Raw genomic sequence first — 21,174 nt, forward strand, 5'->3', positions numbered from 1 at the left:
CTCCGTTCCTCCCCGAAACCGGAGTGCAGAGTACCGGTCCGGCTGTGCGGTTTGATACCCGTCGGAGGCCACACAGTGCGATTTGAATCTCCCCGCACGCCGTCCCGCCCACCTAAAGTCCCCAGCGTGTTCCGGGGCGTTCGGGGGACGTCGGGGGACGTCAGGACGCCCCGGATCCGGGGGCCTGAGGACGTCGGGGGACGTCCGGAAGGCACGGCGGCAGCGGCTCACGGGGGTGGTCGCTGTCGTCGGTCCGCGGCCGGCTGTCAGTGGTGCCGCCTAGCGTGGTTCTCGACCGTGTCGTACGCCGGAGAGGCCCCCTGCTGTGGAATTCCGCATGGAACGTGGTGCGCTGACCGATGCCGTCTCCCGGGCGGCGCGGGTGCTTCCCGCGCGTTCCCCCGTTCCCGTCCTCGGCGGGCTCCTCCTCGAAGCCGACCCCGGCCGACTCCTCGTGTCCGGGCTGGACTTCGAGGCCTCCGCGCGCGTCGGGACGGAGGCGCACACGGTCCGGCCGGGGAAGGTGCTGGTCATGGGGCGGCGGCTGCTCGACATCTGCAAGGTCCTGCCCGAGGGGCCCGTGGAGTGCGCGGTGGAGGGCTCTCGCTTCACGGTCACGGGAGACGGCTCCCGCTTCGGCCTCTCGGTCCTCCCCCTCGACGACTACCCCGCCCTGCCGCCGCTGCCGGAGGTGCGCGGGGCGGTGGACGCCGGGGAGTTCGCCTCGGCGGTCGCGCAGGTGGCCGTGGCCTCGGGGCGGGACGACACCCTGCCGACGCTCACCGGGATCCGCCTCGGGCTCGACGGCTCCACGATGACGCTGGCGGCGACGGACCGGTACCGCTTCGCCGTGCGCACCCTGCCGTTCAGGGCGACGGCGCCCGACGTGACGGCCGATGTCGTGGTGTCGGCCCGCCGACTGGCCGAGATCGCCCGGTCGCTCGGCAGGGCCGGACAGGTCGACGTCTCCGTGGACGGGGGGTCGGTCGGATTCGAGCACGCCGGGACGCGCACGACGGTGCGCCTGCTGGACGGCCGACTTCCGCGTCACGACGAGTTGTTCGCGCTGACGGACCCCGCGGTCGTGGTGCTGGACCGGGCCCGCCTGGTGGAGGCCGTCAAGCGGGTCTCCGTGGTCGCGGACGGGGGCAGCCCGCTCCAGATGTCCTTCTCCGCCGGACCGGACGGCTCGGTGCTGCTGCAGGCGGGGTTCGAGGACGACGTGGCCTCGCAGCGGCTGCCGACGGCCTCTCCCGGCGACACGGAGATGACGGTGGCCTTCAATCCCGCGTATCTGATGGACGCCCTGTCCTCCTTCGAGGACGCGACGGTCCGGATGGAGCTGATGGGGCCGGGACAGCGCGCCATGATCACCGGAGGGGAGGGCACCGGGGCGGCCACGCACCAGCACCTGCTGATGTCCGTGAAACCGCCGCTGCTCTGACCTCCTCGGTGGAGCGGGAGCCTCCGGGTCTCACCCCGGGAGGATGGACGTCTCCCCCACGGCGGCCATCAGCCAGATGGGGAACTCCCTGTCGGCCTGCCCCACGGCGAGACCGAGCCACCGCGTGCCGCCGGGCACGCGCCAGACCTGCATGCTGCCCGCCAGATTGCAGAGCTGCCCCATCGGCTCGGGAACGGCGGCGCGCACGCCGTCCTCGTCCCCCTCCAGATACGGCCAGAGGTCGACGGTCTCCGGCTCGCCCCACCGCCCGCTCAACGCGTTCGCCAGGACGCTGAATTCGTCCTCGATCTCCTGCTCGGCGGGTTCGACGAGCTCGGGCGACCGGTCGTCCCAGAAGTCCTGGCTCACCTGCAGGATCAGCAGGTGGTGTCCGGGCCCGCTGCTGTGCACGCCGTCGTCCTCGCTCTCCTCCCCCGCGGGGTACGGCAGGGCGAGAACGCTGTCGATCAGGGCGAGCCGGGCCTCGGTGGTCGTGGGAGGTGTGGCGTCGCTGTCCGTGTCCATGGTCGGTGATCCTGCCGACCACCGGCCCCGGAACGCGAATCGGGGGCGTGCCCGGCCGCTGCCGGACACGCCCCCGCTCCCCGGGGTGGGGCCGGGCTCAGCAGCTCAGGTTCGAGCCGGGTGTGGTGCCGAGGATCTGGACGAACGCCTGGTACTTGTCGATGCGGCTCTGCACCTGGGCGGGGTTGCCACCGTTGCACTCGATGCTGCCGTTGATCGAGCGGATCGTCTCACCGAAGCCGGCGCCGTTGACGATGGCGTTGTGCGGGGTCATGGTGCCGGGGCCGGACTGGGTGTTCCAGTACCAGAGACCGGTCTTCCAGGCGACGGCCGCGTTCTGCTCCACCTGCCAGGGGTTGCCGAGCAGGTCGATGCCGAGCGCGTCACCGGCGGCCTTGTAGTTGAAGTTCCAGCTGAGCTGGATCGGGCCACGGCCGTAGTAGGCGGCCTGGCCGGCCGGGCAGCCGTAGGACTGGCTGGTGTCGCAGTAGTGCGGGTAGTTCGCGGTGTTCTGCTCCACGATGTGCACCAGGCCACCGGTCTCGTGACTGACGTTGGCGAGGAACGCCGCCGCCTCCTGCTTCTTGACCGTGTCACTGCCGGTGTTGGCGAAGCCGGGGTAGGCGCTCAGCGCGGCGGTGAGCCCGCTGTAGGTGTAGAAGGAGTTCCGGCTCGGGAACATCTGGTTGAACTGGGACTCGCTCACGACGAAGCCCGTGGGGTTCGGCTCCTCCGTGCCGCCGGACCCGCAACTGCCCTGGTCGGCCCAGACGTCGGCCGTGCCCGGCCGCTCGTTCTGCGTCCACCACTTCGCGGACCAGTTGTGCCCGCCGTAGGAGGCCGATCCACCGCCCGTGTAGACGGAGGACGCGCTCCAGGCAGGGGCACAGGCGGCGGCCGATGCCGTGGAGGCGGGGAGGAAGACGAACGTCGCGATGACCGCGCCCAGCGCGGCGATCAGGCTCATGACACGTTTGGCCACGGGATCACTCCTTCGGCGCGGCGCCCGCACCGAGCGAGCGCCGCCATGGGGGGTTGGGCCCACTCAAGCGTCGATGGTCTGGACCTGTCAAGGTCTAGACCAGAACTCGCCCATCGGACCGCGTGCCCCAACTCCGCCTCAGCACCAGCTTGTTGAACAGAAGGCGAACTTCACCGGAAGGAATCCGGAGGCTCCCCCACCCCACGGCCCCCGGCCGTACGGTGACGCCGTCCGGCACACCGCACCCACGAGGGAGCGCGAGCAACATGGATTCGTTGTTCACCCCCGAGAACGTCGTAGCCGTCCTCACCGCCCTGCTGGGCATCCTGACCTCGGCGGGTGTGCTCTGGTACGAGCGCCGCGTCCCGCGCCGCAAACGCATCGGCTACCGCGTGCAGATGGACACCCCGATAGGCAGCGGCGTCAGCCAGGGCCGGGTCAATGTGCGGGTCGGCCTCTTCAACGAGACCCCGGGCATGGCCGACGCCACCCTGGTCCTGCTGCGCATCGAGAACGACGGCTCGCAGTCGATCGGCGAGGACGACTACCCCCAGCGCGCAGTGCACCCCGGCCTCACCGTCGAGTTCTCGGGCCGCACCGTACGCGGTATCGCCGTGACCCATGCGCCGGGCGCCGACCACCTGATGGACACCTTCACCCCGGACGACGCCGTCCAGCACAACGGCTCCCTCATCTGGCTGCCGCGCGTCCCGCTCAACCGCAACGAGCACTTCAAGCTCCTGGTCCTGCTGACCGGTTCGAACGTGGGCGGCCCGATCAAGGTCACCGGGAGCATCCGGGACGGAAAGGTGGAGCGGAACAAGGCGGCCCGCCCCGACGAGAAGCCCCCGATCTTCGGCCGGGGGGCCAGGCTCATCACCGTGGCCCTCACCGCCTGTGTCATCGCCCTCGCCGGCATCATCGTCGTACGGGACGACTCCCCTCCCCCGATGGACTGTGCCGTGGGCACCCTCACGGTCACCGGCTCCACCGCGTTCGAGCCGGTCCTGGAGGAACTGGAGGAGAAGTACGAGGACGAGTGCGAGGGCGCCGAGATCCGCCTCGACATCCATGGCAGCAACGCCGGGGTGCGGAAGCTCGACGCCCTGGGCGCGAAGGCCGGATCGGCCGGATCACCCACCATGATCGCCCTGTCCGACGGTCCCAGGCCCGCCGCTCTCACCAAGCTGCACGGGAAGCCGGTCGCGATCTCGCTGTTCTCCCTCGTGGTCAACGACACGGTGCCGGTGAAGGATCTCTCCCTCGACCAGGTCAGACGGATCTACCGAGGCGAGATCCGCAACTGGAACGAGATCGTCGAGGGCGGCCCCGACCTGGAGATCCGCCTCGTCAGCCGGGACGCCAACTCCGGTACCCGCGAGGTCTTCCAGCGCCGCGTCCTGAACACCAACGAGCTCGCCACCTCCTCGCGCGACTGCACCACCAAGGACTACGCCGACGCCCCTGTCATGCGCTGCGAACTCGACGGCACGGACCAGGTCCTGTCCGAGGTCGCCGAGCTGGACGGCGCGATCGGCTACACCGAACTGCGGAACGGCGAAGTGCCCGACGGGGCACACCGGACGGCCATCGACGGCACCACCCCGTCCGTCGACACGATCGGGGCCAGCAGCTACCCGTACCAGGAGATCGAGTACGCGTACACCTACGGATCACCGCCCGCGGAATCCCTGGTGGCCGGCTTCCTGAACTACCTGGACAACTACGGCGAGGAGATCATGCGCACCAACGGCCACCTGCCGTGCGCGACCCCGAAGGGGATGCGGCTCTGCGGGGAGGGCTGAGCCATACCGGGGTAGGGGGCGAGGACAGCACCCTGGTATCTGGCGACGCGGCCGGACCCGCTCCTAGCATCCGCGCCCATGAACACCCGACGGACGCCCCTCACCGCACGCCTCATCGCGCTCCGCACCTGGGACGCGGTCACCCTGCTGCCCCGCGGGGTGGCAGCGCTCGGAGCGGCCGCCGCGGGCCGCGGAGGGTCCGCGCGCTCCCTGCTACGGGCTGACGCCGGGCCCGTAGCACCACCTCCGGGAGTCGTACGAGCGGCCGGTCACGCCGTCGCGACCGTGCTGCTGGGCGCGCTCTCCCTGGTCCTGACCGGCGTGCTCCTGATGGCCGTGGCCCGGGGGCTGTTCTACGGGTTCGTGGACCAGGGCCCCTACGACCATTCCTGGGGCGGCCCGGGCAGGGCGGGGGCCTGGCTCGCGCACTGCGCCGTCGCCACCCCCTGCGCCGTCGCCGCGGTCGCCGCGCTCACCGGCGTCGCCCGGCTGCACGAGCGGCTGACGGCGCCGCTGCGCGGGGAGCGCAGGCCCGGCTGGGTGCTGCCGGCGGTGCTCGTCTGCTCCGCCGCCGGGGCGCTGTTCGTGGTCGCGTTCCTCCGGCAGCTGCCCTGACGGCGCCCGCCCCCGGCAACAGCGACGGCCGGACCTTCCGCGGGGGAAGGTCCGGCCGTCGCGCTGAGGAATCTCCTACAGGAAGGAGTTGATCTCGATGGTCTCGGTGCGGCCGGGGCCGACACCGATCGCGGAGATCGGGGCCCCGGACATCTCCTCCAGCGCCTTCACGTAGGCCTGCGCGTTCTTCGGCAGGTCGCCGAAGGTCTTGGCCTTCGTGATGTCCTCGGACCAGCCCGGCAGCATCTCGTAGACCGGCTTCGCGTGGTGGAAGTCGGTCTGGCTGTACGGGAGCTCCTCGACGCGCTTGCCGTCGATCTCGTACGCCACGCACACCGGGATCTGCTCCCAGCCGGTCAGCACGTCCAGCTTGGTGAGGAAGAAGTCGGTGAGGCCGTTGACCCGGGTCGCGTACCGCGCGATCGGGGCGTCGAACCAGCCGCAGCGGCGGTCACGGCCGGTGGTGACACCGCGCTCGCCACCGATCCGGCGCAGCGCCTCGCCGTCCTCGTCGAGAAGTTCGGTCGGGAAGGGTCCGGCACCGACGCGGGTGGTGTAGGCCTTGAGGATGCCGATGACCCGACTGATCTTCGTCGGGCCCACGCCGGAACCGGTGCAGGCGCCGCCCGCGGTCGGGTTCGACGAGGTGACGAAGGGGTACGTGCCGTGGTCGACGTCCAGCAGAGTGCCCTGACCGCCCTCGAAGAGGACGACCTTGCCCTCGTCGATGGCGTTGTTCAGGATCAGCGTCGTGTCGGCGACGTACGGCTTGATCTGCTCCGCGTACTGGAGCATCTCCTCGACGATCTTGTCGGCCTCGATCGCGCGCCGGTTGAAGACCTTGGCGAGGAGCTGGTTCTTCTGCTCCAGCGCCGCTTCGACCTTCTGCTCCAGGATCGACTCGTCGTAGAGGTCCTGGACGCGGATGCCCACGCGGTTGATCTTGTCGGCGTACGTCGGGCCGATACCGCGCCCGGTCGTGCCGATCTTGCGCTTACCGAGGAAGCGTTCCGTCACCTTGTCGACGGTGACGTTGTACGGAGTGATCAAATGAGCGTTGCCGCTGATCAGGAGCTTGGACGTGTCGACGCCTCGCTCGTTCAGACCGCTCAGCTCGGAGAGCAGGACCGCCGGGTCGACGACGACACCGTTACCGATGACCGGGGTACACCCCGGCGAAAGGATTCCGGAGGGGAGGAGATGCAGTGCGTACTTCTGGTCGCCTACGACAACCGTGTGGCCGGCATTGTTGCCGCCCTGGTATCGCACCACATAGTCAACGGATCCACCGAGGAGGTCGGTGGCCTTCCCCTTGCCCTCGTCACCCCACTGAGCACCGAGCAGCACAAGTGCGGGCACAGGCGTACACCCCTTCCGGGCGGGGCATGTCCAAGGTCAGGGGGCGTACGTAAAGGTCGTACCTGCCGCACGACGATGTACGGCAAAGCCTGAGCCGTCGAACCGGGTGCCCCGGAATAGACGAAGCCCCTGGCGCAATAGCGCAAGGGGCTCTTGCACCAAGATGCTACCCGAGGAAGGACCGAGGTGTCGGCTGCAGAGCCCCCCGGCGACGGCGACCACCAGCTACTCGTGCTCATCGACCCCCTTGCCCGCCGCTACGACGGCGAATCCGTGCGCATCGCGAAGGATGTGCTGAGCGCCGGCGCGCACGCCAAGATCTGCTTCGCGGACGGCCCCGACGAGTTCGCCAGAGCCCTGCACCGGAGGGGCTCCAGGCGCCCGGTCGTCGTCGGCGACGACCACGCGCTGCTGCGAGCGGTGTCCCAGCTCCACCGGGAGCGGGAGCTGGCCGACAGCGCGCTCTCCCTGATCCCGGTCGGCGCTGCGCACACGCTGGAACTCGCCCACGCGCTCGGCGTGCCCCGGGGCGCGGTCGCGGCGGCGCGCACCGCGCTCGACGGGGCCGTGCGCCGGCTGGACCTGCTCGTCGACGACAGCGACGGGGTGGTCCTCGGGGAGCTGCGCATCCCCGCGGCCTGGCCCTCGCCCGGCCCGCCCCACACGGTGTGGGACACCTGCCGCACCCTCGTGGCCTCACTGGTCCGCCCCGCCCCGCCCTCGTCCTCGGGCCCCTCCCGCTCCCACCGGCTGAGGGTCGAGGCGGACGGGGTCCTGCTGAACGACCTGGACCGGCCGGTCGAGGGCGTCTCGGTGACCGCCCAGGGCGACGGAGGCCTTGCCGACGTGGTGATCCGCACGGCCTCCGGCACGACCCACACGGCGGAGGCCAAGGCGGTCACGGTCTCCGGGCCCGACTTCCGCTACCGGGCGGACATACAGGTCGCGGGCCCCGTCAGGACCCGCACATGGACCGTACGGGCGGGCGCCTGGGGGCTTGTGCTCCCCGCGGCGGGGGCCTGAGGCCGCCCCGGGGCCTCACCCCGAGGTCTTGCGGCTCTCGCGCCACCGGTCCAGGACGCCGACCAGCTCCGCCTGCATGAACTCGAAGAACTCCGCCGTCTCCGCGAGGCGCGCTCCCGCCGGTGTGTCCTCGCCCAGGGAGCGCGCACCGTCCTTGATCGTGCGCCCCCAGCGGACCAGCACCTGGTCACGGTTGGCGAAGGTCGCGTACCAGATCTCGTCGTGCAGGCGGTAGCGGTCGCGGCGTGAGCCGGGGTCCCGCTCGCGGCCGACCATGCCGACCTGGGTGAGGTAGTTGATCGCACCCGACACGGCGGCCGGGCTGATCCGCAGCTGCCGCCCGAGGTCCGCCGAGGTCATGGAGGCGTCGTCGTCGGCGAGGAGCGCCGCGAAGACGCGCGCGGCCATCCGCTGCATCCCCGCCTCGGTCATCTCCGCCGCGAAGCGCTCGACGAAACGGGACACCGCGTCCTCGTCACGCCCGTCCGCGCCGTCCTTCGTCCTCCCGGACTCCCCGGTCCCGCTCGCCATAGCTTCCGCCGCCTCCCCTTCTCCGGTCACGGCACCAACTTTATACGTTTCCTTAACTTCACAACTTTGTGAAACAAGCGTACGTTCAGAAACATGACGAAGGCAATCACCGTGTCCGGACTGCACAAGTCGTTCGGGCGGACGCACGCGCTGGACGGCCTCGACCTCACCGTCGAAACCGGCGAGGTACACGGCTTCCTGGGGCCCAACGGCGCCGGGAAGTCCACCACCATCCGGGTCCTGCTGGGCCTGCTCCGTGCCGATTCGGGCGCGGCCCAGCTGCTCGGGAAGGACCCGTGGCACGACGCCGTGGAGCTGCACCGGCGCCTCGCCTACGTGCCCGGCGACGTGGAGCTCTGGCCGGGCCTCACGGGCGGCGAGGCCATCGACCTGCTCTCGCGGCTGCGCGGCGGGGCCGACAAGCGGCGCCGCGACGAGCTGATCGAGCGCTTCGACCTCGACCCGACGAAGAAGGGCCGCGCCTACTCGAAGGGCAACCGGCAGAAGGTGGCCATCGTCGCCGCGCTGGCCTCCGAAGCGGAACTGCTGCTCCTGGACGAGCCGACCTCCGGCCTCGACCCCCTGATGGAGGTGGTCTTCCAGGACGTGATCCTGCAGGCGAAGGCCGCGGGCAGGACCGTGCTGCTCTCCAGCCACATCCTGGCCCAGGTGGAGAAACTGGCCGACCGGATCAGCATCGTCCGGCTGGGCAGGACCGTGCAGTCCGGGTCGCTGAGCGAGCTGCGGCATCTGACGCGTACGACGATCGAGGCCGAGACGGACCGGCCCGCCACCGGGCTCGACGGCCTGCCCGGGGTGCACTCCGTGGAGGTCGGCGACGACGGGCCGGGAAGCCGGGTGCGGTTCGCCGTGGACGGCGGCCACCTCCACGACGCCGTGAGCAGGCTCGCCGAATGCGGCGTACGCAGCCTGATCAGCCATCCGCCGACCCTCGAGGAGCTCATGCTGCGCCATTACGGCGACGAGCTCGCCGTGGGCGGCCACCCCGAGGGAGGCGTCCGATGACCGCCGCCACCACGACCCGGGCACCCGCACCCGCCCGGCCCCTCACGCACAGCGGTGGCGCTCTGGCCGGCACCCGCACCCTGATCCGGTTCAACCTGCGCAGGGACCGTGTCCGGCTGCCCGTCTGGGTCCTCGCCCTGTTCGTCGGCACGGCCTCCACGGCGAGCAACTACACGACGCTGTACGCCGACCCCGCGGACCGCGCCTCCGTCGTCACCACCATGAAGAGCCCGGCCGGACTGGCCATGACAGGGCCCGAGCACTATCTCGACGACTACACCTTCGGCTCGATGACGGGCCACCAGATGCTCGGCTTCATGGCCGTGCTCGTCGGCCTCATGAGCGTCCTGATCATCACCCGCCACACCCGGGACGAGGAGGAGACCAACCGCGCCGAGCTGGTCCGCTCCACCGTCGTCGGCCGGCACGCCCACCTTGCCGCCGCGCTGTCCGTCGCGGTGCTCGCCAACCTCGCGCTCGCGCTGCTGCTGGCCGTCGGTCTCGGCTCGATGGGCATCGACTCCATCGACACCGGCGGCTCCCTGCTCTACGGCTTCTCGCACGCGGCCGTGGGCGTCGTCTTCGCCGGCGTCGCGGCGGTCACCGTCCAGATCACCGCGCACACCCGGGGCGCCTCCGGCATGGCCATGGCGGTCATCGGCCTCGCGTACGTCCTGCGGGCCGCCGGTGACGCGGGCGGCAACGACACTCTCTCCTGGCTCTCCCCCATCGGCTGGGTCCAGCGCACCTACCCGTACGTGGACGACCGCTGGTGGCCGCTGCTGCTCTGCGCGGCACTCGCCGTCCTGTGTTCGGGCGCCGGATTCGTCCTGTCCACCCGGCGGGACGTGGGGGCCGGGCTGCGTGCCGCGCGGCTCGGCAGCCCGGTCGCGTCCAGGTCCCTGACCCGACCACTGGGCTTCGCTCTGCGGCTGCACCGCTCCGTGCTCGCCGGCTTCGGCGCCGGACTGTTCCTGATGGGTGCGATGTACGGGTCGATCCTCGGCAACGCGGACGACATGCTGAAGAACATCGACCAGCTGCAGGAGGCGCTGAAGGACATCGGCGGCACGACCATGGCCGAGTCCTTCGCCTCGATGGTCATGGTGGTCCTCGCCGTCGTCGCCGCCGTGTACGTGGTGATGGCCGCCCTGCGGCCGAGGTCCGAGGAGAACGCGGGCCGGGTGGAGCCCCTGCTCGCGACCGGCCTGTCCCGCGCCCGCTGGGCGGGCAGCCACCTCGCCGTGGCATTGACGGGCGGCACGCTCGTGCTGCTCCTCGCGGGGCTCGGCATCGGCGTCGCGGGGGCGGCGTCGGCCGGCGACTCCGGGCTGCTCCTGAAGCTGGTGGGGGCCGCGCTGGCGTACGCTCCGGCGCTCTGGGTCACCGTCGGGGTCGCGGCCGTCCTCTTCGGCTGGCTGCCCCGGGCGGCATCGGCGGCCTGGGCCGTGCCGGTGTACGCGTTCGTGGTCGGCTACCTGGGCCGACTGCTGCGGTTCCCGCACTGGATGAACAACGTGTCGCCCTTCGGCCATGTGCCGCAGCTGCCCGCGGCCCCCATGAGCTGGACGCCCATGGCCGTACTCACGCTGATCGCCGCCGCCCTGATCCTGCTCGGCCTGGAGGGCTTCCGGCGACGGGACCTGCAGACCAAGTAGGGAACCGGCCCTGGTGCGCGCACGTCTGGACGCGTATGGAGCAACGTGACGCGGCGGGCTACGGCGGGTGTGCGACGGCGGCGCTCGGGGCGGCGACCGCCCTGTACGTCTGGGGCTCGTCACTGCGTACAGGCCTGCACATGGGCGCCGGCTTCGAGGGGCACGGCAGGGACCTCTCCGTCCTCTGGACGGAGCTGCCCCTCGTCCTGCTCGCCGGAGCCCTGATCCCGCCGCTCACCTGGCTGCTGACCCTGCGTCTGCTTCGCGGGCCCAGATCCCTGCGGTCCCGGGCCCTCGTCGCCGGCACGTGCACGGCGGGAGTCCTCGCCCTGTCCACGTGGGGACTCCCGCCGTGCACGAACCCGCACCACCCGGACCACATACGGCTCTCCGGCGCGCTCTCCTCAGATCTCGACCAGTAGCTCCCGGAGCCCCCGGATGACGTAGCCCGGCTTCCACTCCGGCTCCGCGGTCAGCCGCATACCGGGCGCCTTGCGCAGCAACTCACCGAACGAAGCGGTCAGTTCGAGGCGGGCCAGCGGGGCACCCAGGCAGTAGTGGATGCCCGCGCCGAAGGAGATGTGCGGGTTGTCCCGCCGGGACAGGTCCAGCGTCTCCGCGTCGGCGAAACGCTCCGGGTCCCGGTTGGCCGACGCGAAGAGCAGCGCGACCTGCGCACCGCGCGGGATGACGGTGCCGTCGACCTCGATGTCGTCCAGGACCCACCGCGCGAACATGGGCACCGGGGTGTCGTAGCGCAGCAGTTCCTCCACCGCCGTCGGCAGCAGGCTGTGGTCCCCGCGCAGGGAGGCCAGCTGCCCGGGGTGCCGGAAGAGCATCCACCAGCTGTTGGCGGTGGCGTTGACGGTCGCCTCGTGACCGGCGTTGAGCAGCAGCACGCAGGTGGAGACGATCTCCTGCTCGGTCAGCCGGTCCTCGTCGTCGTGGGCGGCGATGAGCCCGGAGATCAGATCGGTCCCCGGGTCCGCGCGCCGCGCGGCGATCAGTTCGCGCAGATAGCCGGAGAACTCGACCGACGCCTGTACGGCGGCCCGCGCGGTCTCCTCCGGCGGGTTCAGCTCGAACATCCCGCAGATCGCCGCCGACCAGGGCCGCAGCAGATGCCGGTCGGCTTCCGGGACCCCGAGCATCTCGCCGATGACGGCCACCGGCAGCGGCTCGGCGACCGCGCTCAGCAGATCGCCGCCGCCCGCCTCGACGAAGTCGTCGACGAGCCCGGCGGCCAGCCGCTCCACCGTCGGGGCGAGGGCCTCGACCCGCCGGGGCGTGAACGCCTTGGCGACCAGCCGCCGGATCCGGGTGTGGTCGGGGGCCTCCAGATCGAGGATCCCGTGCCCGTTGAGCGTGTGGAACGGTTCGTGGGCGGAGTTCGGCGCGGTCACGCCGAACTCGTCGTGACTGAAGCGGTGCAGATAGGTCCGCCCCAGCCGCCGGTCGCGCAGCAGCCCGGACACATCGGAGTAGTGCGGGACGAGCCACTGCCGCGTCGGCTCGAAGTAGTGCGCCCGGCCGGTGGCGCGCAGCGCGGCGTAGGCGGGGTACGGGTCGGCGACGAACGCCGGGGACCAGGGGTCGAAGGACACGTGCATGGGCCCGACGCTATCCGGGCGTGACCAGCCTCGCCTCGTACGCGAACACGGCCGCCTGGGTACGGTCGCGCAGCCCCAGCTTCACCAGGATGCGGCTCACATGGGTCTTGATGGTCGACTCGGCGACCACCAGGTGCGAGGCGATCTCCAGGTTGGACAGCCCCTGGGCGATCAGCACGAGCACCTCCGTCTCCCGCTCGGTGAGGTCACCGATCCTGGACATGGCGGGCGGTCTCGGCGCATCGGCGATCTTCGAGAACTCGGTGATCAGCCGCCGGGTCACCGTCGGAGCGAGCAGCGCCTCGCCCGACGCCACCACCCGTACGCCCTCGGCGAGCTGCCGCGCCGAGGCGTCCTTCAGGAGGAAGCCGGAGGCGCCGGCCCGGAGGGCCTGGTAGACGTACTCGTCGAGGTCGAAGGTGGTCAGGACGAGCACCTTGGCGTCCGCGTCGGCGGCGACGATCTCCCGGGTCGCCTCGATGCCGTTGAGCTCGGGCATCCGGATGTCCATCAGGACCACGTCGGGCCGTAGCGCGGCGACCTGCGAGACGGCCTGCCGCCCGTCGACGGCCTCACCGACGACCTCGATGCCCGGCATGGCGTTGAGCAGCACGGAGAAGCCCTCGCGGACCATCATCTGGTCGTCGACGATCAGGACCCGGATGGGCGACTCGTTCACGCGCCCTCACCGTCCTCCGCGCCGGAGCGCTGCGCCGGTACGGGCAGGAACACGGCGACCTCGTAGCCGCCGTCCCCGGACGCCCCCGCGGTCATCTCCCCGTTCAGCATCGCGACCCGCTCCCGCATCCCCGTGATTCCGTGCCCGGCACCCGGCGACGGCTTGACCAGCCCCCGTGCGGGGCCGTTGACGACACGCACCCCGAGCCCGCCGAGCACATAGCCGATCTCCACCTTGGCGGTGGCGCCCGGCGCGTGCCGGAGCGTGTTGCTCAGTGCCTCCTGGACGATCCGGTACGCCGACAGCTCGACGCCCTGCGGAAGCCCCCGCACCGCGCCGGTGACGGTCTTCTCCGTCTCCAGGCCCGTCTCCCGGACGTTGTCCAGCAGCCGGTCGAGCTCGGCGAGCGTGGGCTGCGGGGCGTCCGGCGCCTCGTAGTCCTCCGCCCGTACGACGCCGAGGACGCGGCGCAGCTCGGTGAGCGCGGCGACGGCGTTCTCCCGGATGGTCACGAACGCCTGCTCCAGCTCGGGCGGCGGATTCTCCACCCGGTACGGGGCGGCCTCGGCCTGGATGGCGACGACGGACATGTGGTGGGCGACGACGTCGTGCAGCTCACGGGCGATGGTGGTGCGCTCCTCCAGGAGCGTGCGCCGGTCACGCTCCACGGCGGTGACGGTGCGCTGCACGGTCACCTCCCGCTGGGCCTCGCGGCGTACCTGCACCACGGTGACGAGGAGCAGGGCGAATGCCGAGGCGACGGCCATGGGCGCGGTGGTGGAGGAGTAGGGGCCGGCGAAGTTGCCCAGGAAGGACCCGGCGAACAAGGTGATCAGCCACATCCAGGCGGCGGTACGCGGCCGGGTCCTCGCCGCGACGACGATCAGCACGCCCAGGTGACACACGAAGGCGTTCGGACCCCACGGCCAGTCCCCCTGGCCCGCGGCGGCCACGAAGGGGGTGCTCACGATCGACACCCAGAACCCGAGGACGGGGCGGACCAGCGTCATCAGCAGGGCGGCGGCCGGAACGCCGGCGGTGATGACGGTTCCGATGCCGAACACCGAGTAGGTGTTCGCCTCGAAGGTGCCGGCCAGCACGCAGATCAGCGCGACCACCCCGACCACCGCGTGCGGTGCCCAGACCGCCCGCGTACGGATCGCCTTCGGCAGCCTCCTGATCACGGGACCGCCGGTGCCAAGAGGGGGCAGGGGACGGTAATCGAACCCGTGGTGGAACAGGTCCTGCCGCAGGCCGCCTATCGCCCCTGCGGCCAGCCGGAATTCCGGGCTTCTGGTCTTCGTCTCGGTCACGCTCACACGGTAGGCGCCGCCCCGGGCTCCGGTCGTCAGCAGTGATACGGATCCTTCGCCGTCCGTCGTAAGTACTACCAGGCCAGTTGGGCGATCTCCTCGGCCACCACGGCGCAGGCGTCCGCCGACGGGTCGATCAGGGGAAAGTGCCCGACCCCGTCCAGCAGCGTCAGTCCCACCATCTCCCCCGCCTTCGCCGCGGCGTCCACGAACGCCTCCGTCACGGCCGGCGGCACGGTGATGTCGTCCACGCCCTGGACCACGGCGGTCGCGATCCCCGTCGGCAGCAGCAGTGCCGGATCGACGTGCGCGCTCCGCGCCTCGAAGCCGTCCACGCCGCCCAGGAGCTGGTGCAGCGCACCCGAGCAGACATCCAGCTCCACCGCGCTCGCGAAGTCCCCGATCGGCGCCAGCGCGACCACACCTCGCAGCGGCGGCGCGGCGGGCAGCCGCCACGGCGAACCCTCGGGGAGCACGTGCCGGGCAGCCGCCCACAGGGCGAGCTGTCCGCCGGCCGAGTGCCCGGCGACCACGGTCTTGCGCAGATCCGCCGTCGGCAGCCCCCGGGCCGCCAGCGCCGGCAGGGCGTCCATCGCCGCGGCCACGTCGTCGAAGGTCTCGGGCCAGCGCCCCGCGACCGGACCCGCCGTGCCCTGCCGCGGGATCTCGCCACCGCGCCTGTACTCCACGCTGGCCACCGCGAAACCGCGCCGCGCCAGGAAGTCCGCGAACGGCGACACGTGCTGCCGGTCGTACGGCGCCCGCCAGGCACCGCCGTGCAGCAGGACCACGAGCGGCGCCCCGGCACGGCCGTCCCGCGGCGCGAAGAAGTCGATCACCTGGTCGGGGTGGCTCCCGTAGGCCGCGGACCCGTCGGGGGCGACCACCGGATGGGCGAACGCCGACTCGGTCTCGGCGGCGTCACGATCACGCGCGGCAGAATCCGACATGCTGCTCCAACCGTCCTGGGCCCGTGCCCAACTGGACTGACCTGCGGGGACGGTACCAGTACGACGAACCGCCGCCGTACGGGCCCGGAGTGTGGACCCGCACGGCGGCGGAGGGTCGGACCGACCGTCCGCCCCCCATAGGACGGTCGGTCTCAGACCGCCAGCACTTCGGCGAGGATCCGTGCCGCCCGCTCGGCGTCGGCGAAACCGACGTACAACGGGGTGAAACCGAAGCGCAGGACGTCAGGGCGGCGCAGATCGCCGACCACACCGCGCTCGATGAGCGCGCGCATCACCGTTTCCGTCTCGTCCGCGTTCTCGCACCGCAGCGAGACCTGGCTGCCGCGCTCCGCGTGGGCGGCGGGGGTGACCGGGGTGACCCGGCCCTCGGGGACGTAGGCGGCGACGCACTCCAGGAAGAAGTCCGTCAGCGCCAGGGACTTGGCCCGCACGGCCTCGACCGCGACGCCCTCCCACACGTCCAGCGAAGCCTCCAGGGCCAGCATGGACAGGATGTCCGGGGTGCCGACCCTGCCCCGTACGGAACCGTCCGCGGGGGCGTATCCGGGAGTCATCGCGAACGGGTCCGCGTGCGAGGTCCACCCGGGCAGGGGCGAGTCGAAAGCCGCCTGATGGCGTTCGGCGACGTACAGATAGGCCGGCGAACCGGGCCCGCCGTTGAGGTACTTGTACGTGCAGCCGACGGCCAGGTCGACGCCGTGCGCGTCGAGACCCACGGGCAGGGCGCCCGCGCTGTGGCACAGGTCCCACACGGCGACGGCTCCCGCCTCGTGGACGGCGGCGGTGAGGCCGGGCAGGTCGTGGAGCCGGCCCGAGCGGTAGTCGACGTGGTTGAGAAGGACCGCCGCCGTACGGGGGCCGAGCGCGGCCGGTACGTCGGACGGGGCGACAGCGACGACGCGGTGGCCCGTCATCCGGGCCGCCGAAGCGGCGATGTACCCGTCGGTGGGGAAGGTCGTCGCGTCGACGAGGATCTCGTCGCGGTCCTCGCCCGCGAGACGGGCCGCCGCGACGACCGCCTTGAAGACGTTCACGCTGGTGGAGTCGCCCACCACGATCTGCCCTGCGGCCGCCCCGACCAGCGGGGCGATCCGGTCGCCGATCCGCTCGGGCGCGGTCCACCAGCCGCTCTCGTCCCAGGAGCGGATGCGCAGCGCGCCCCACTCACGGGCGATGACGTCCTGCATGCGCGCGGGGACGTGGCGGGGCAGCGCGCCCAGCGAGTTGCCGTCGAGGTAGACGGTGTCGTCGAGGGTGAACAGCTCGCGCAGGGCGGCCAGTTCGTCGGCGGCGTCGAGCGCCTCGGCGCGCTCCTTGAAGTCAGACATGGCTACGCGCCGTCCACAGCTCGGGGAACACGCTCTTGGTGGCCCGCTTCTCCAGCCAGGCGACCCCGGCCGATCCGCCGGTTCCGGTCTTCGAACCCATAGCCCGGCGGGTGGCGGTCAGATGGTCGTTGCGCCAGCGCCACACCAGCTCCCCGACATCGGTCAGCACCTCGCCGAGCCGCACGAGCTCGGCGTTCTGGTCCGCGTCCGCGTAGATCTCCGCCCAGACGGCCTCGACCGCGGGGGACGGCTCGTACTTCCGCGAGAGGTCCCGCTCCAGCACCGACTGCGGCACGGCGTATCCACGCCGGGCGAGCAGGGCGAGCGTCTCGTCGTACAGACCGGGTTCGTGGAGCGCCTTCTCCAGCTCGGCGTGGACCCGGGGCGCGCCCCGGTGCGGCACGAGCATGGAGGCGGACTTGTCGCCCAGCAGGAACTCCATCCGGCGGTACATCGCCGACTGGAAGCCGGATCCCTCGCCGAGGGAGCCGCGGTAGGAGTTGAACTGGGCGGGGGTGAGGCCGGCGAGCGGCTTCCAGGAGGCGTTCAGCGCCTCCAGCTCCCGCAGCGAACGCTTCAGGGCGTCACGGGCGACCGGTATGCGGTCCTCGCGCAGGGCGTGCGCCGCCGTCTCCCACTCATGGACGATGACCGTGAACCACAGCTCCATGACCTGGGTGGTGACCAGGAAGACCATCTCGCCGGGATCGTCCGAGCGCAGGTGCTGGAGGTGGGTCAGGACATCCGCCTGGACGTAGTCCTCGTACGGAGTCGTTCCCGCGAAGTCCAGGTGCGGGTTGTCCGCACCGGTGGCTTCGGGGTCGGGGTGGATCGTCGACATTTCTGTCTCCTCGACACGAGCTTCCGGGTAGCGGTCCGCCCCTTCCTCTGAGGTGGTGGAGCTCCGGTCCCCTGCTCGGCATCCTAACGGCCTTCCGCGCGACGCGCCGGGGCCCCGCGGGCTGCTGCCCGCGGGGCCCCGGAGGAAGGCGTCGTCTCAGCCCAGGATGTCGGCGGCGGTCTGCGAGGAGTCGCGCAGGAACGAGGAGCAGCGCTCGTACTCCTCCTGCTCACCGATCGCCTGCGCGGCGCGCGCGAGGGCGTGCAGGGCCCGCAGGAAGCCGCGGTTCGGCTCGTGCTCGAACGGGACGGGGCCGTGGCCCTTCCAGCCCGCGCGGCGCAGGGCGTCGAGGCCGCGGTGGTAGCCGGTGCGCGCGTACGCGTACGACTCGACGACCCGGCCGCCCTCGTACGCCTCGTCGGCGAGCTGCGCCCAGGCCAGCGAGGAGGTGGGGTACTTCGCCGCGACGTCGGCGGGGGCCGTGCCGCCGGCGAGCAGCTCGCGCGGCTCAGGGTCGTCGGGCAGGTGGGTCGGGGCAGGGCCCCCGAGAAGGTTCTCGTGGATGGACATGGCTCAAGTGTGCCTGGATCCCGGTTCCGGCTCCAAGGGCGGGGCCGTGACGCCGCAGTGCATCGCGCACTCGGGTCGCGGCCCGCGTCCGGGCTCCACCGACTTCCGCACGGCGAAGAAGGCGATCACCGAGCCCGCCACCAGCAGACCGGCGCACATCGGCATGGCCCGCCGGAACGTCGAGGCGAACTCCCCCGCGTCGCGGTACGCCTCCGGACCCATCCCGGCCAGCAACGGGAGGGCGGCCACCGCGAGCAGCCCCGCTGCCCGCGCCGCCGCGTTGTTGATGCCGCTGGCGAGCCCGGCCCGGCCGGTGTCCACGGCGGCCAGGACCGTCGCGGTGAGGGGCGCCACGAGGGTGACCATGCCGAGGCCCAGCACCAGCACGGCGGGCAGGACGTCCAGCGGGTACGAGGCGCCAGGGCCGACCCGCAGCATCAGCAGCATCCCGGCGGCGGCCAGCAGCGGGCCGACGGTGAGCGGGACGCGGGGCCCGATCCGCCTCCCGAGGTCGCCCGCCGAGGCGGAGAAGAGCAGCATCAGCACCGTCGTGGGCAGAAGCGCGGTGCCCGCGCCCAGCGCCGAGTAACCGGCGACCACCTGGAGCTGGATCGCGGACAGGAAGAAGAACCCGCCCAGGGCCGCGTACACACAGAACGTGACGATGTTGACGGACGTGAACTGCCGCGACGCGAAGATCGACGGCGGCACCATGGGGTCGGCCCGGCGACGCTCGGCCTGCACGAAGGCTGCCCCCAGGACCACGCCTCCGAGTGCCGCGCCGATCACGGCGACGGACGCGCCCTCCTCGGGCACCTCGATCAGCGCGTAGGTGACCAGGGCGAGGGACAGCGCGGCGAGGGCTGCACCGAGCACGTCGAACCGGCCGTGGGCGTCCGGGTCCCGGGACTCCGGCACGTGGCGCAGGGCCACGGGCACACAGACGGCGGCGAGCGGCAGATTGAGCAGGAACACCCACCGCCACCCCGGCCCGTCCACCAGCCATCCTCCGACGAACGGCCCGACTGCCGCGCCGACCCCGCCGAGCCCGGACCAGAGCCCCACGGCACGGGCCCGGTCGTCGGGGTGGAAGCTCGCCTGGATGATCGCCAGCGAACCGGGGGTGAGGAGCGCGCCCCCGACCCCCTGCAACGCCCGCGAGGCGACCAGCACCTCCGCGTTCGGGGCGATCCCGCACAGCAGCGAGGCCACGGCGAACCAGACCACCCCGAGGACGAACACCCTCCGCCGCCCGAACCGGTCCCCGAGCGCACCCCCGAGCAGGATCAGCCCCGCCAGGGTGAGCATGTAGGCGTTGACGGTCCACTGCAGGGCGGCCATGTCGGTGCCGAGGTCCTCGCCGATGCGGGGGAGGGCCACATTGATGACCGTGGAATCGAGCAGAGCCATGCTGGAGCCGAGCACGGTGGTCAGGACGACCCATCGGCCCACGGGCGAGGCCACCCGGATCCCGTCGCCGTCCGCGCCGTCCGTGTCAGTCATAGGAGCAGCATCACCGCTACCGCCCCGACCGGCCATTCACACACCACCCGAAAAGCCATTTCCAGCCCCGCCGGCACTCGAACCCCCCAACCCCTCGGCGCTTGAGGAGCGGGGTCCGGGGCGGAGCCCCGGTTCCGGGAGGGGCGGGCAGGGGACAAGCCCCGCGCAGCGGCACAACACGGGCCCGGCCCCCAAAGGGAGACCGGGCCCGCCCGTGACACCGCAGCGACTACTTCAGCTTCGTGCCCGAGGACCGCAGGTTGGCACAGGCCTCGGTGACGCGCTTGGCCATGCCCCCCTCCGCGGACTTGCCCCAGCTGCGCGGGTCGTAGACCTTCTTGTTGCCGACCTCGCCGTCGACCTTCAGCACACCGTCGTAGTTGCGGAACACGTGGTCCACGATCGGACGGGTGAAGGCGTACTGGGTGTCGGTGTCGAGGTTCATCTTCACGACGCCGTTCTCCAGCGCGGTGGCGATCTCCTCGGCCGTGGAGCCCGAACCGCCGTGGAAGACGAAGTCGAACGGCTGGCTGCCGGCCGGCCTGCCGTACTTGGCGGCGACACCCTGCTGGAGGTCCTTGAGGAGCTCCGGCCGCAGGACGACGTTGCCCGGCTTGTAGACGCCGTGAACGTTGCCGAAGGACGCTGCCAGCAGGTAGCGGCCCTTCTCGCCCAGGCCGAGCGCCTCGGCCGTACGCAGCGCGTCGTCGACGGTCGTGTACAGCTCGTCGTTGATCTCGTGCGTGACGCCGTCCTCCTCGCCACCGGTCGGGGTGATCTCGACCTCAAGGATGATCTTGGCGGCGGCGGCCTTGGCCAGCAGCTCCTGGCCGATGGCGAGGTTGTCCGCGAGGGTCTCGGCCGAGCCGTCCCACATGTGCGACTGGAACAGCGGGTTCAGGCCCTTGGCGACGCGCTCCGCGGAGACGTCGAGCAGCGGACGGACGTAACCGTCCAGCTTGTCCTTGGGGCAGTGGTCGGTGTGCAGCGCGACCGTGATGTCGTACTTGGCGGCGACGATGTGCGCGAACTCGGCCAGGGCTACGGCGCCCGTCACCATGTCCTTGTTGTACTGGCCGCCCAGGAATTCGGCACCACCGGTGGAGATCTGGACGATGCCGTCGCTCTCCGCCTCCGCGAAGCCGCGCAGTGCAGCGTGCAAGGTCTGGGTCGACGTCACATTGATGGCCGGGTAGGCGAACTTGCCTGCCTTCGCCCGGTCGAGCATCTCGGCGTAGACCTCGGGGGTTGCGATGGGCATCTGTCCGCTCCTTGGGATGTGCGGGTGTGCAGTGCTTGGTCCCTGACCTGGGGGCGACGTCATCGTCGCCCACATCTTCCCAGACTCTCGCCTCGGCTCCACGCTGCCCGTCGGACAGCCGCTCCCCGTT

20 protein-coding genes are annotated in these 21,174 nt (G+C 71.5%); 7 read left to right on the forward strand and 13 right to left on the reverse strand.

The genetic code is table 11. The features are described from left to right. Positions 1–325: 325 nt before the first annotated feature. Positions 326–1,444: a DNA polymerase III subunit beta gene (dnaN, locus tag ACIQM3_RS24535; protein ID WP_401627588.1), complete on the forward strand. Its 1,119-nt coding sequence runs from the start codon at positions 326–328 to the stop codon at positions 1,442–1,444. Positions 1,445–1,474: 30 nt separating this feature from the next. Here the strand turns inward: dnaN and ACIQM3_RS24540 are convergent, their stop codons facing one another. Together ACIQM3_RS24540 and ACIQM3_RS24545 are read right to left on the reverse strand one after the other, a co-directional pair. After that, entirely contained in the window at positions 1,475–1,969 is a 495-nt protein-coding gene (locus ACIQM3_RS24540; RefSeq protein ID WP_401627590.1) for a hypothetical protein, read from the reverse strand. A 97-nt stretch (positions 1,970–2,066) separates the two neighbouring features. After that, on the reverse strand, positions 2,067–2,951 hold the full coding sequence (locus ACIQM3_RS24545; protein WP_401627591.1) for a glycoside hydrolase family 19 protein: 885 nt from the start codon (positions 2,949–2,951) through the stop codon (positions 2,067–2,069). Between the two features lie 266 nt (positions 2,952–3,217). On the opposite strand from ACIQM3_RS24545, the gene ACIQM3_RS24550 reads away from it, so the two are divergent. Next, positions 3,218–4,756 carry a substrate-binding domain-containing protein gene (locus ACIQM3_RS24550; RefSeq protein ID WP_401627593.1) on the forward strand — a complete coding sequence of 513 codons (1,539 nt, stop codon included), beginning with the start codon at positions 3,218–3,220 and terminating at the stop codon, positions 4,754–4,756. Between the two features lie 78 nt (positions 4,757–4,834). Next, positions 4,835–5,371 carry a hypothetical protein gene (locus ACIQM3_RS24555; RefSeq protein ID WP_401627594.1) on the forward strand — a complete coding sequence of 179 codons (537 nt, stop codon included), beginning with the start codon at positions 4,835–4,837 and terminating at the stop codon, positions 5,369–5,371. Between the two features lie 75 nt (positions 5,372–5,446). Here ACIQM3_RS24555 and ACIQM3_RS24560 read toward each other — a convergent pair whose 3' ends face one another. Then, the gene (locus ACIQM3_RS24560) at positions 5,447–6,730 is read right to left on the reverse strand and encodes an adenylosuccinate synthase (RefSeq protein ID WP_401521373.1); all 1,284 of its coding nucleotides are present in this window, start codon (positions 6,728–6,730) and stop codon (positions 5,447–5,449) included. Positions 6,731–6,916: 186 nt separating this feature from the next. Here ACIQM3_RS24560 and ACIQM3_RS24565 point away from each other — a divergent pair, with 186 nt between their 5' ends. Then, complete coding sequence (locus ACIQM3_RS24565) at positions 6,917–7,753, forward strand: diacylglycerol kinase (protein WP_401627596.1); 837 nt, start codon at positions 6,917–6,919, stop codon at positions 7,751–7,753. Positions 7,754–7,768: 15 nt separating this feature from the next. On the opposite strand, the gene ACIQM3_RS24570 is transcribed toward ACIQM3_RS24565, so the two are convergent. Further along, positions 7,769–8,284: a GbsR/MarR family transcriptional regulator gene (locus ACIQM3_RS24570; protein WP_401628363.1), complete on the reverse strand. Its 516-nt coding sequence runs from the start codon at positions 8,282–8,284 to the stop codon at positions 7,769–7,771. A gap of 93 nt (positions 8,285–8,377) precedes the next feature. Here ACIQM3_RS24570 and ACIQM3_RS24575 point away from each other — a divergent pair, with 93 nt between their 5' ends. From ACIQM3_RS24575 to ACIQM3_RS24585, 3 genes are read left to right on the forward strand one after another with little or no spacing between them, the layout of a single operon-like run. Then, positions 8,378–9,310 carry an ABC transporter ATP-binding protein gene (locus tag ACIQM3_RS24575; RefSeq protein ID WP_401627598.1) on the forward strand — a complete coding sequence of 311 codons (933 nt, stop codon included), beginning with the start codon at positions 8,378–8,380 and terminating at the stop codon, positions 9,308–9,310. Further along, positions 9,307–10,968 (forward strand): ABC transporter permease, encoded by a 1,662-nt coding sequence (locus tag ACIQM3_RS24580; RefSeq protein WP_401627600.1) that lies wholly within the window; start codon positions 9,307–9,309, stop codon positions 10,966–10,968. Before ACIQM3_RS24575 ends, ACIQM3_RS24580 begins: the two co-directional genes overlap by 4 nt. A gap of 35 nt (positions 10,969–11,003) precedes the next feature. Then, positions 11,004–11,390, forward strand: a complete 387-nt coding sequence (locus tag ACIQM3_RS24585) for a hypothetical protein (protein WP_401627602.1) — start codon at positions 11,004–11,006, stop codon at positions 11,388–11,390. Here ACIQM3_RS24585 and ACIQM3_RS24590 read toward each other — a convergent pair. From ACIQM3_RS24590 to fbaA, 9 genes are all read right to left on the reverse strand, one after another. After that, complete coding sequence (locus tag ACIQM3_RS24590; RefSeq protein WP_401627604.1) at positions 11,373–12,578, reverse strand: cytochrome P450; 1,206 nt, start codon at positions 12,576–12,578, stop codon at positions 11,373–11,375. The two genes, ACIQM3_RS24585 and ACIQM3_RS24590, sit on opposite strands and share 18 nt — an antisense overlap. Positions 12,579–12,588: 10 nt before the next feature. Beyond that, complete coding sequence (locus ACIQM3_RS24595) at positions 12,589–13,257, reverse strand: response regulator (RefSeq protein WP_401627606.1); 669 nt, start codon at positions 13,255–13,257, stop codon at positions 12,589–12,591. Next, a complete protein-coding gene (locus ACIQM3_RS24600; RefSeq protein ID WP_401627608.1) occupies positions 13,254–14,570 on the reverse strand; it encodes a sensor histidine kinase in 1,317 nt (438 codons plus the stop codon). The genes ACIQM3_RS24595 and ACIQM3_RS24600 overlap by 4 nt, the downstream gene beginning before the upstream one ends. Before the next feature lie 74 nt (positions 14,571–14,644). Then, positions 14,645–15,520 carry an alpha/beta hydrolase gene (locus ACIQM3_RS24605; RefSeq protein WP_401627610.1) on the reverse strand — a complete coding sequence of 292 codons (876 nt, stop codon included), beginning with the start codon at positions 15,518–15,520 and terminating at the stop codon, positions 14,645–14,647. Positions 15,521–15,672: 152 nt separating this feature from the next. Next, entirely contained in the window at positions 15,673–16,869 is a 1,197-nt protein-coding gene (kynU, locus tag ACIQM3_RS24610) for a kynureninase (protein WP_401627612.1), read from the reverse strand. Then, complete coding sequence (locus ACIQM3_RS24615) at positions 16,862–17,710, reverse strand: tryptophan 2,3-dioxygenase family protein (RefSeq protein WP_401627614.1); 849 nt, start codon at positions 17,708–17,710, stop codon at positions 16,862–16,864. Before ACIQM3_RS24615 ends, kynU begins: the two co-directional genes overlap by 8 nt. Before the next feature lie 156 nt (positions 17,711–17,866). Beyond that, complete coding sequence (locus ACIQM3_RS24620; protein ID WP_401627616.1) at positions 17,867–18,280, reverse strand: DUF3151 domain-containing protein; 414 nt, start codon at positions 18,278–18,280, stop codon at positions 17,867–17,869. Between the two features lie 3 nt (positions 18,281–18,283). Continuing rightward, positions 18,284–19,783, reverse strand: a complete 1,500-nt coding sequence (locus ACIQM3_RS24625; protein WP_401627618.1) for an MFS transporter — start codon at positions 19,781–19,783, stop codon at positions 18,284–18,286. Between the two features lie 229 nt (positions 19,784–20,012). Next, the gene (gene fbaA / locus ACIQM3_RS24630; RefSeq protein ID WP_401627620.1) at positions 20,013–21,044 is read right to left on the reverse strand and encodes a class II fructose-bisphosphate aldolase; all 1,032 of its coding nucleotides are present in this window, start codon (positions 21,042–21,044) and stop codon (positions 20,013–20,015) included. Between the last annotated feature and the right edge of the window lie 130 nt (positions 21,045–21,174).

This window comes from Streptomyces sp. NPDC091271 (assembly GCF_044757505.1).
Classification (GTDB): domain Bacteria; phylum Actinomycetota; class Actinomycetes; order Streptomycetales; family Streptomycetaceae; genus Streptomyces.

Excerpts from the sequence above, each read along its gene's own strand:
- ACIQM3_RS24540 (WP_401627590.1), bottom strand. The coding sequence starts at position 1,969 with ATGGACACGGACAGCGACGCCACACCTCCCACGACCACCGAGGCCCGG.
- ACIQM3_RS24550 (WP_401627593.1), top strand. The coding sequence starts at position 3,218 with ATGGATTCGTTGTTCACCCCCGAGAACGTCGTAGCCGTCCTCACCGCC.
- ACIQM3_RS24555 (WP_401627594.1), top strand. The coding sequence starts at position 4,835 with ATGAACACCCGACGGACGCCCCTCACCGCACGCCTCATCGCGCTCCGC.
- ACIQM3_RS24570 (WP_401628363.1), bottom strand. The coding sequence starts at position 8,284 with ATGGCGAGCGGGACCGGGGAGTCCGGGAGGACGAAGGACGGCGCGGAC.
- ACIQM3_RS24575 (WP_401627598.1), top strand. The coding sequence starts at position 8,378 with ATGACGAAGGCAATCACCGTGTCCGGACTGCACAAGTCGTTCGGGCGG.
- ACIQM3_RS24580 (WP_401627600.1), top strand. The coding sequence starts at position 9,307 with ATGACCGCCGCCACCACGACCCGGGCACCCGCACCCGCCCGGCCCCTC.
- ACIQM3_RS24585 (WP_401627602.1), top strand. The coding sequence starts at position 11,004 with ATGGAGCAACGTGACGCGGCGGGCTACGGCGGGTGTGCGACGGCGGCG.
- ACIQM3_RS24590 (WP_401627604.1), bottom strand. The coding sequence starts at position 12,578 with ATGCACGTGTCCTTCGACCCCTGGTCCCCGGCGTTCGTCGCCGACCCG.
- ACIQM3_RS24605 (WP_401627610.1), bottom strand. The coding sequence starts at position 15,520 with ATGTCGGATTCTGCCGCGCGTGATCGTGACGCCGCCGAGACCGAGTCG.
- kynU (WP_401627612.1), bottom strand. The coding sequence starts at position 16,869 with ATGTCTGACTTCAAGGAGCGCGCCGAGGCGCTCGACGCCGCCGACGAA.
- ACIQM3_RS24615 (WP_401627614.1), bottom strand. The coding sequence starts at position 17,710 with ATGTCGACGATCCACCCCGACCCCGAAGCCACCGGTGCGGACAACCCG.
- ACIQM3_RS24620 (WP_401627616.1), bottom strand. The coding sequence starts at position 18,280 with ATGTCCATCCACGAGAACCTTCTCGGGGGCCCTGCCCCGACCCACCTG.
- ACIQM3_RS24625 (WP_401627618.1), bottom strand. The coding sequence starts at position 19,783 with ATGACTGACACGGACGGCGCGGACGGCGACGGGATCCGGGTGGCCTCG.
- fbaA (WP_401627620.1), bottom strand. The coding sequence starts at position 21,044 with ATGCCCATCGCAACCCCCGAGGTCTACGCCGAGATGCTCGACCGGGCG.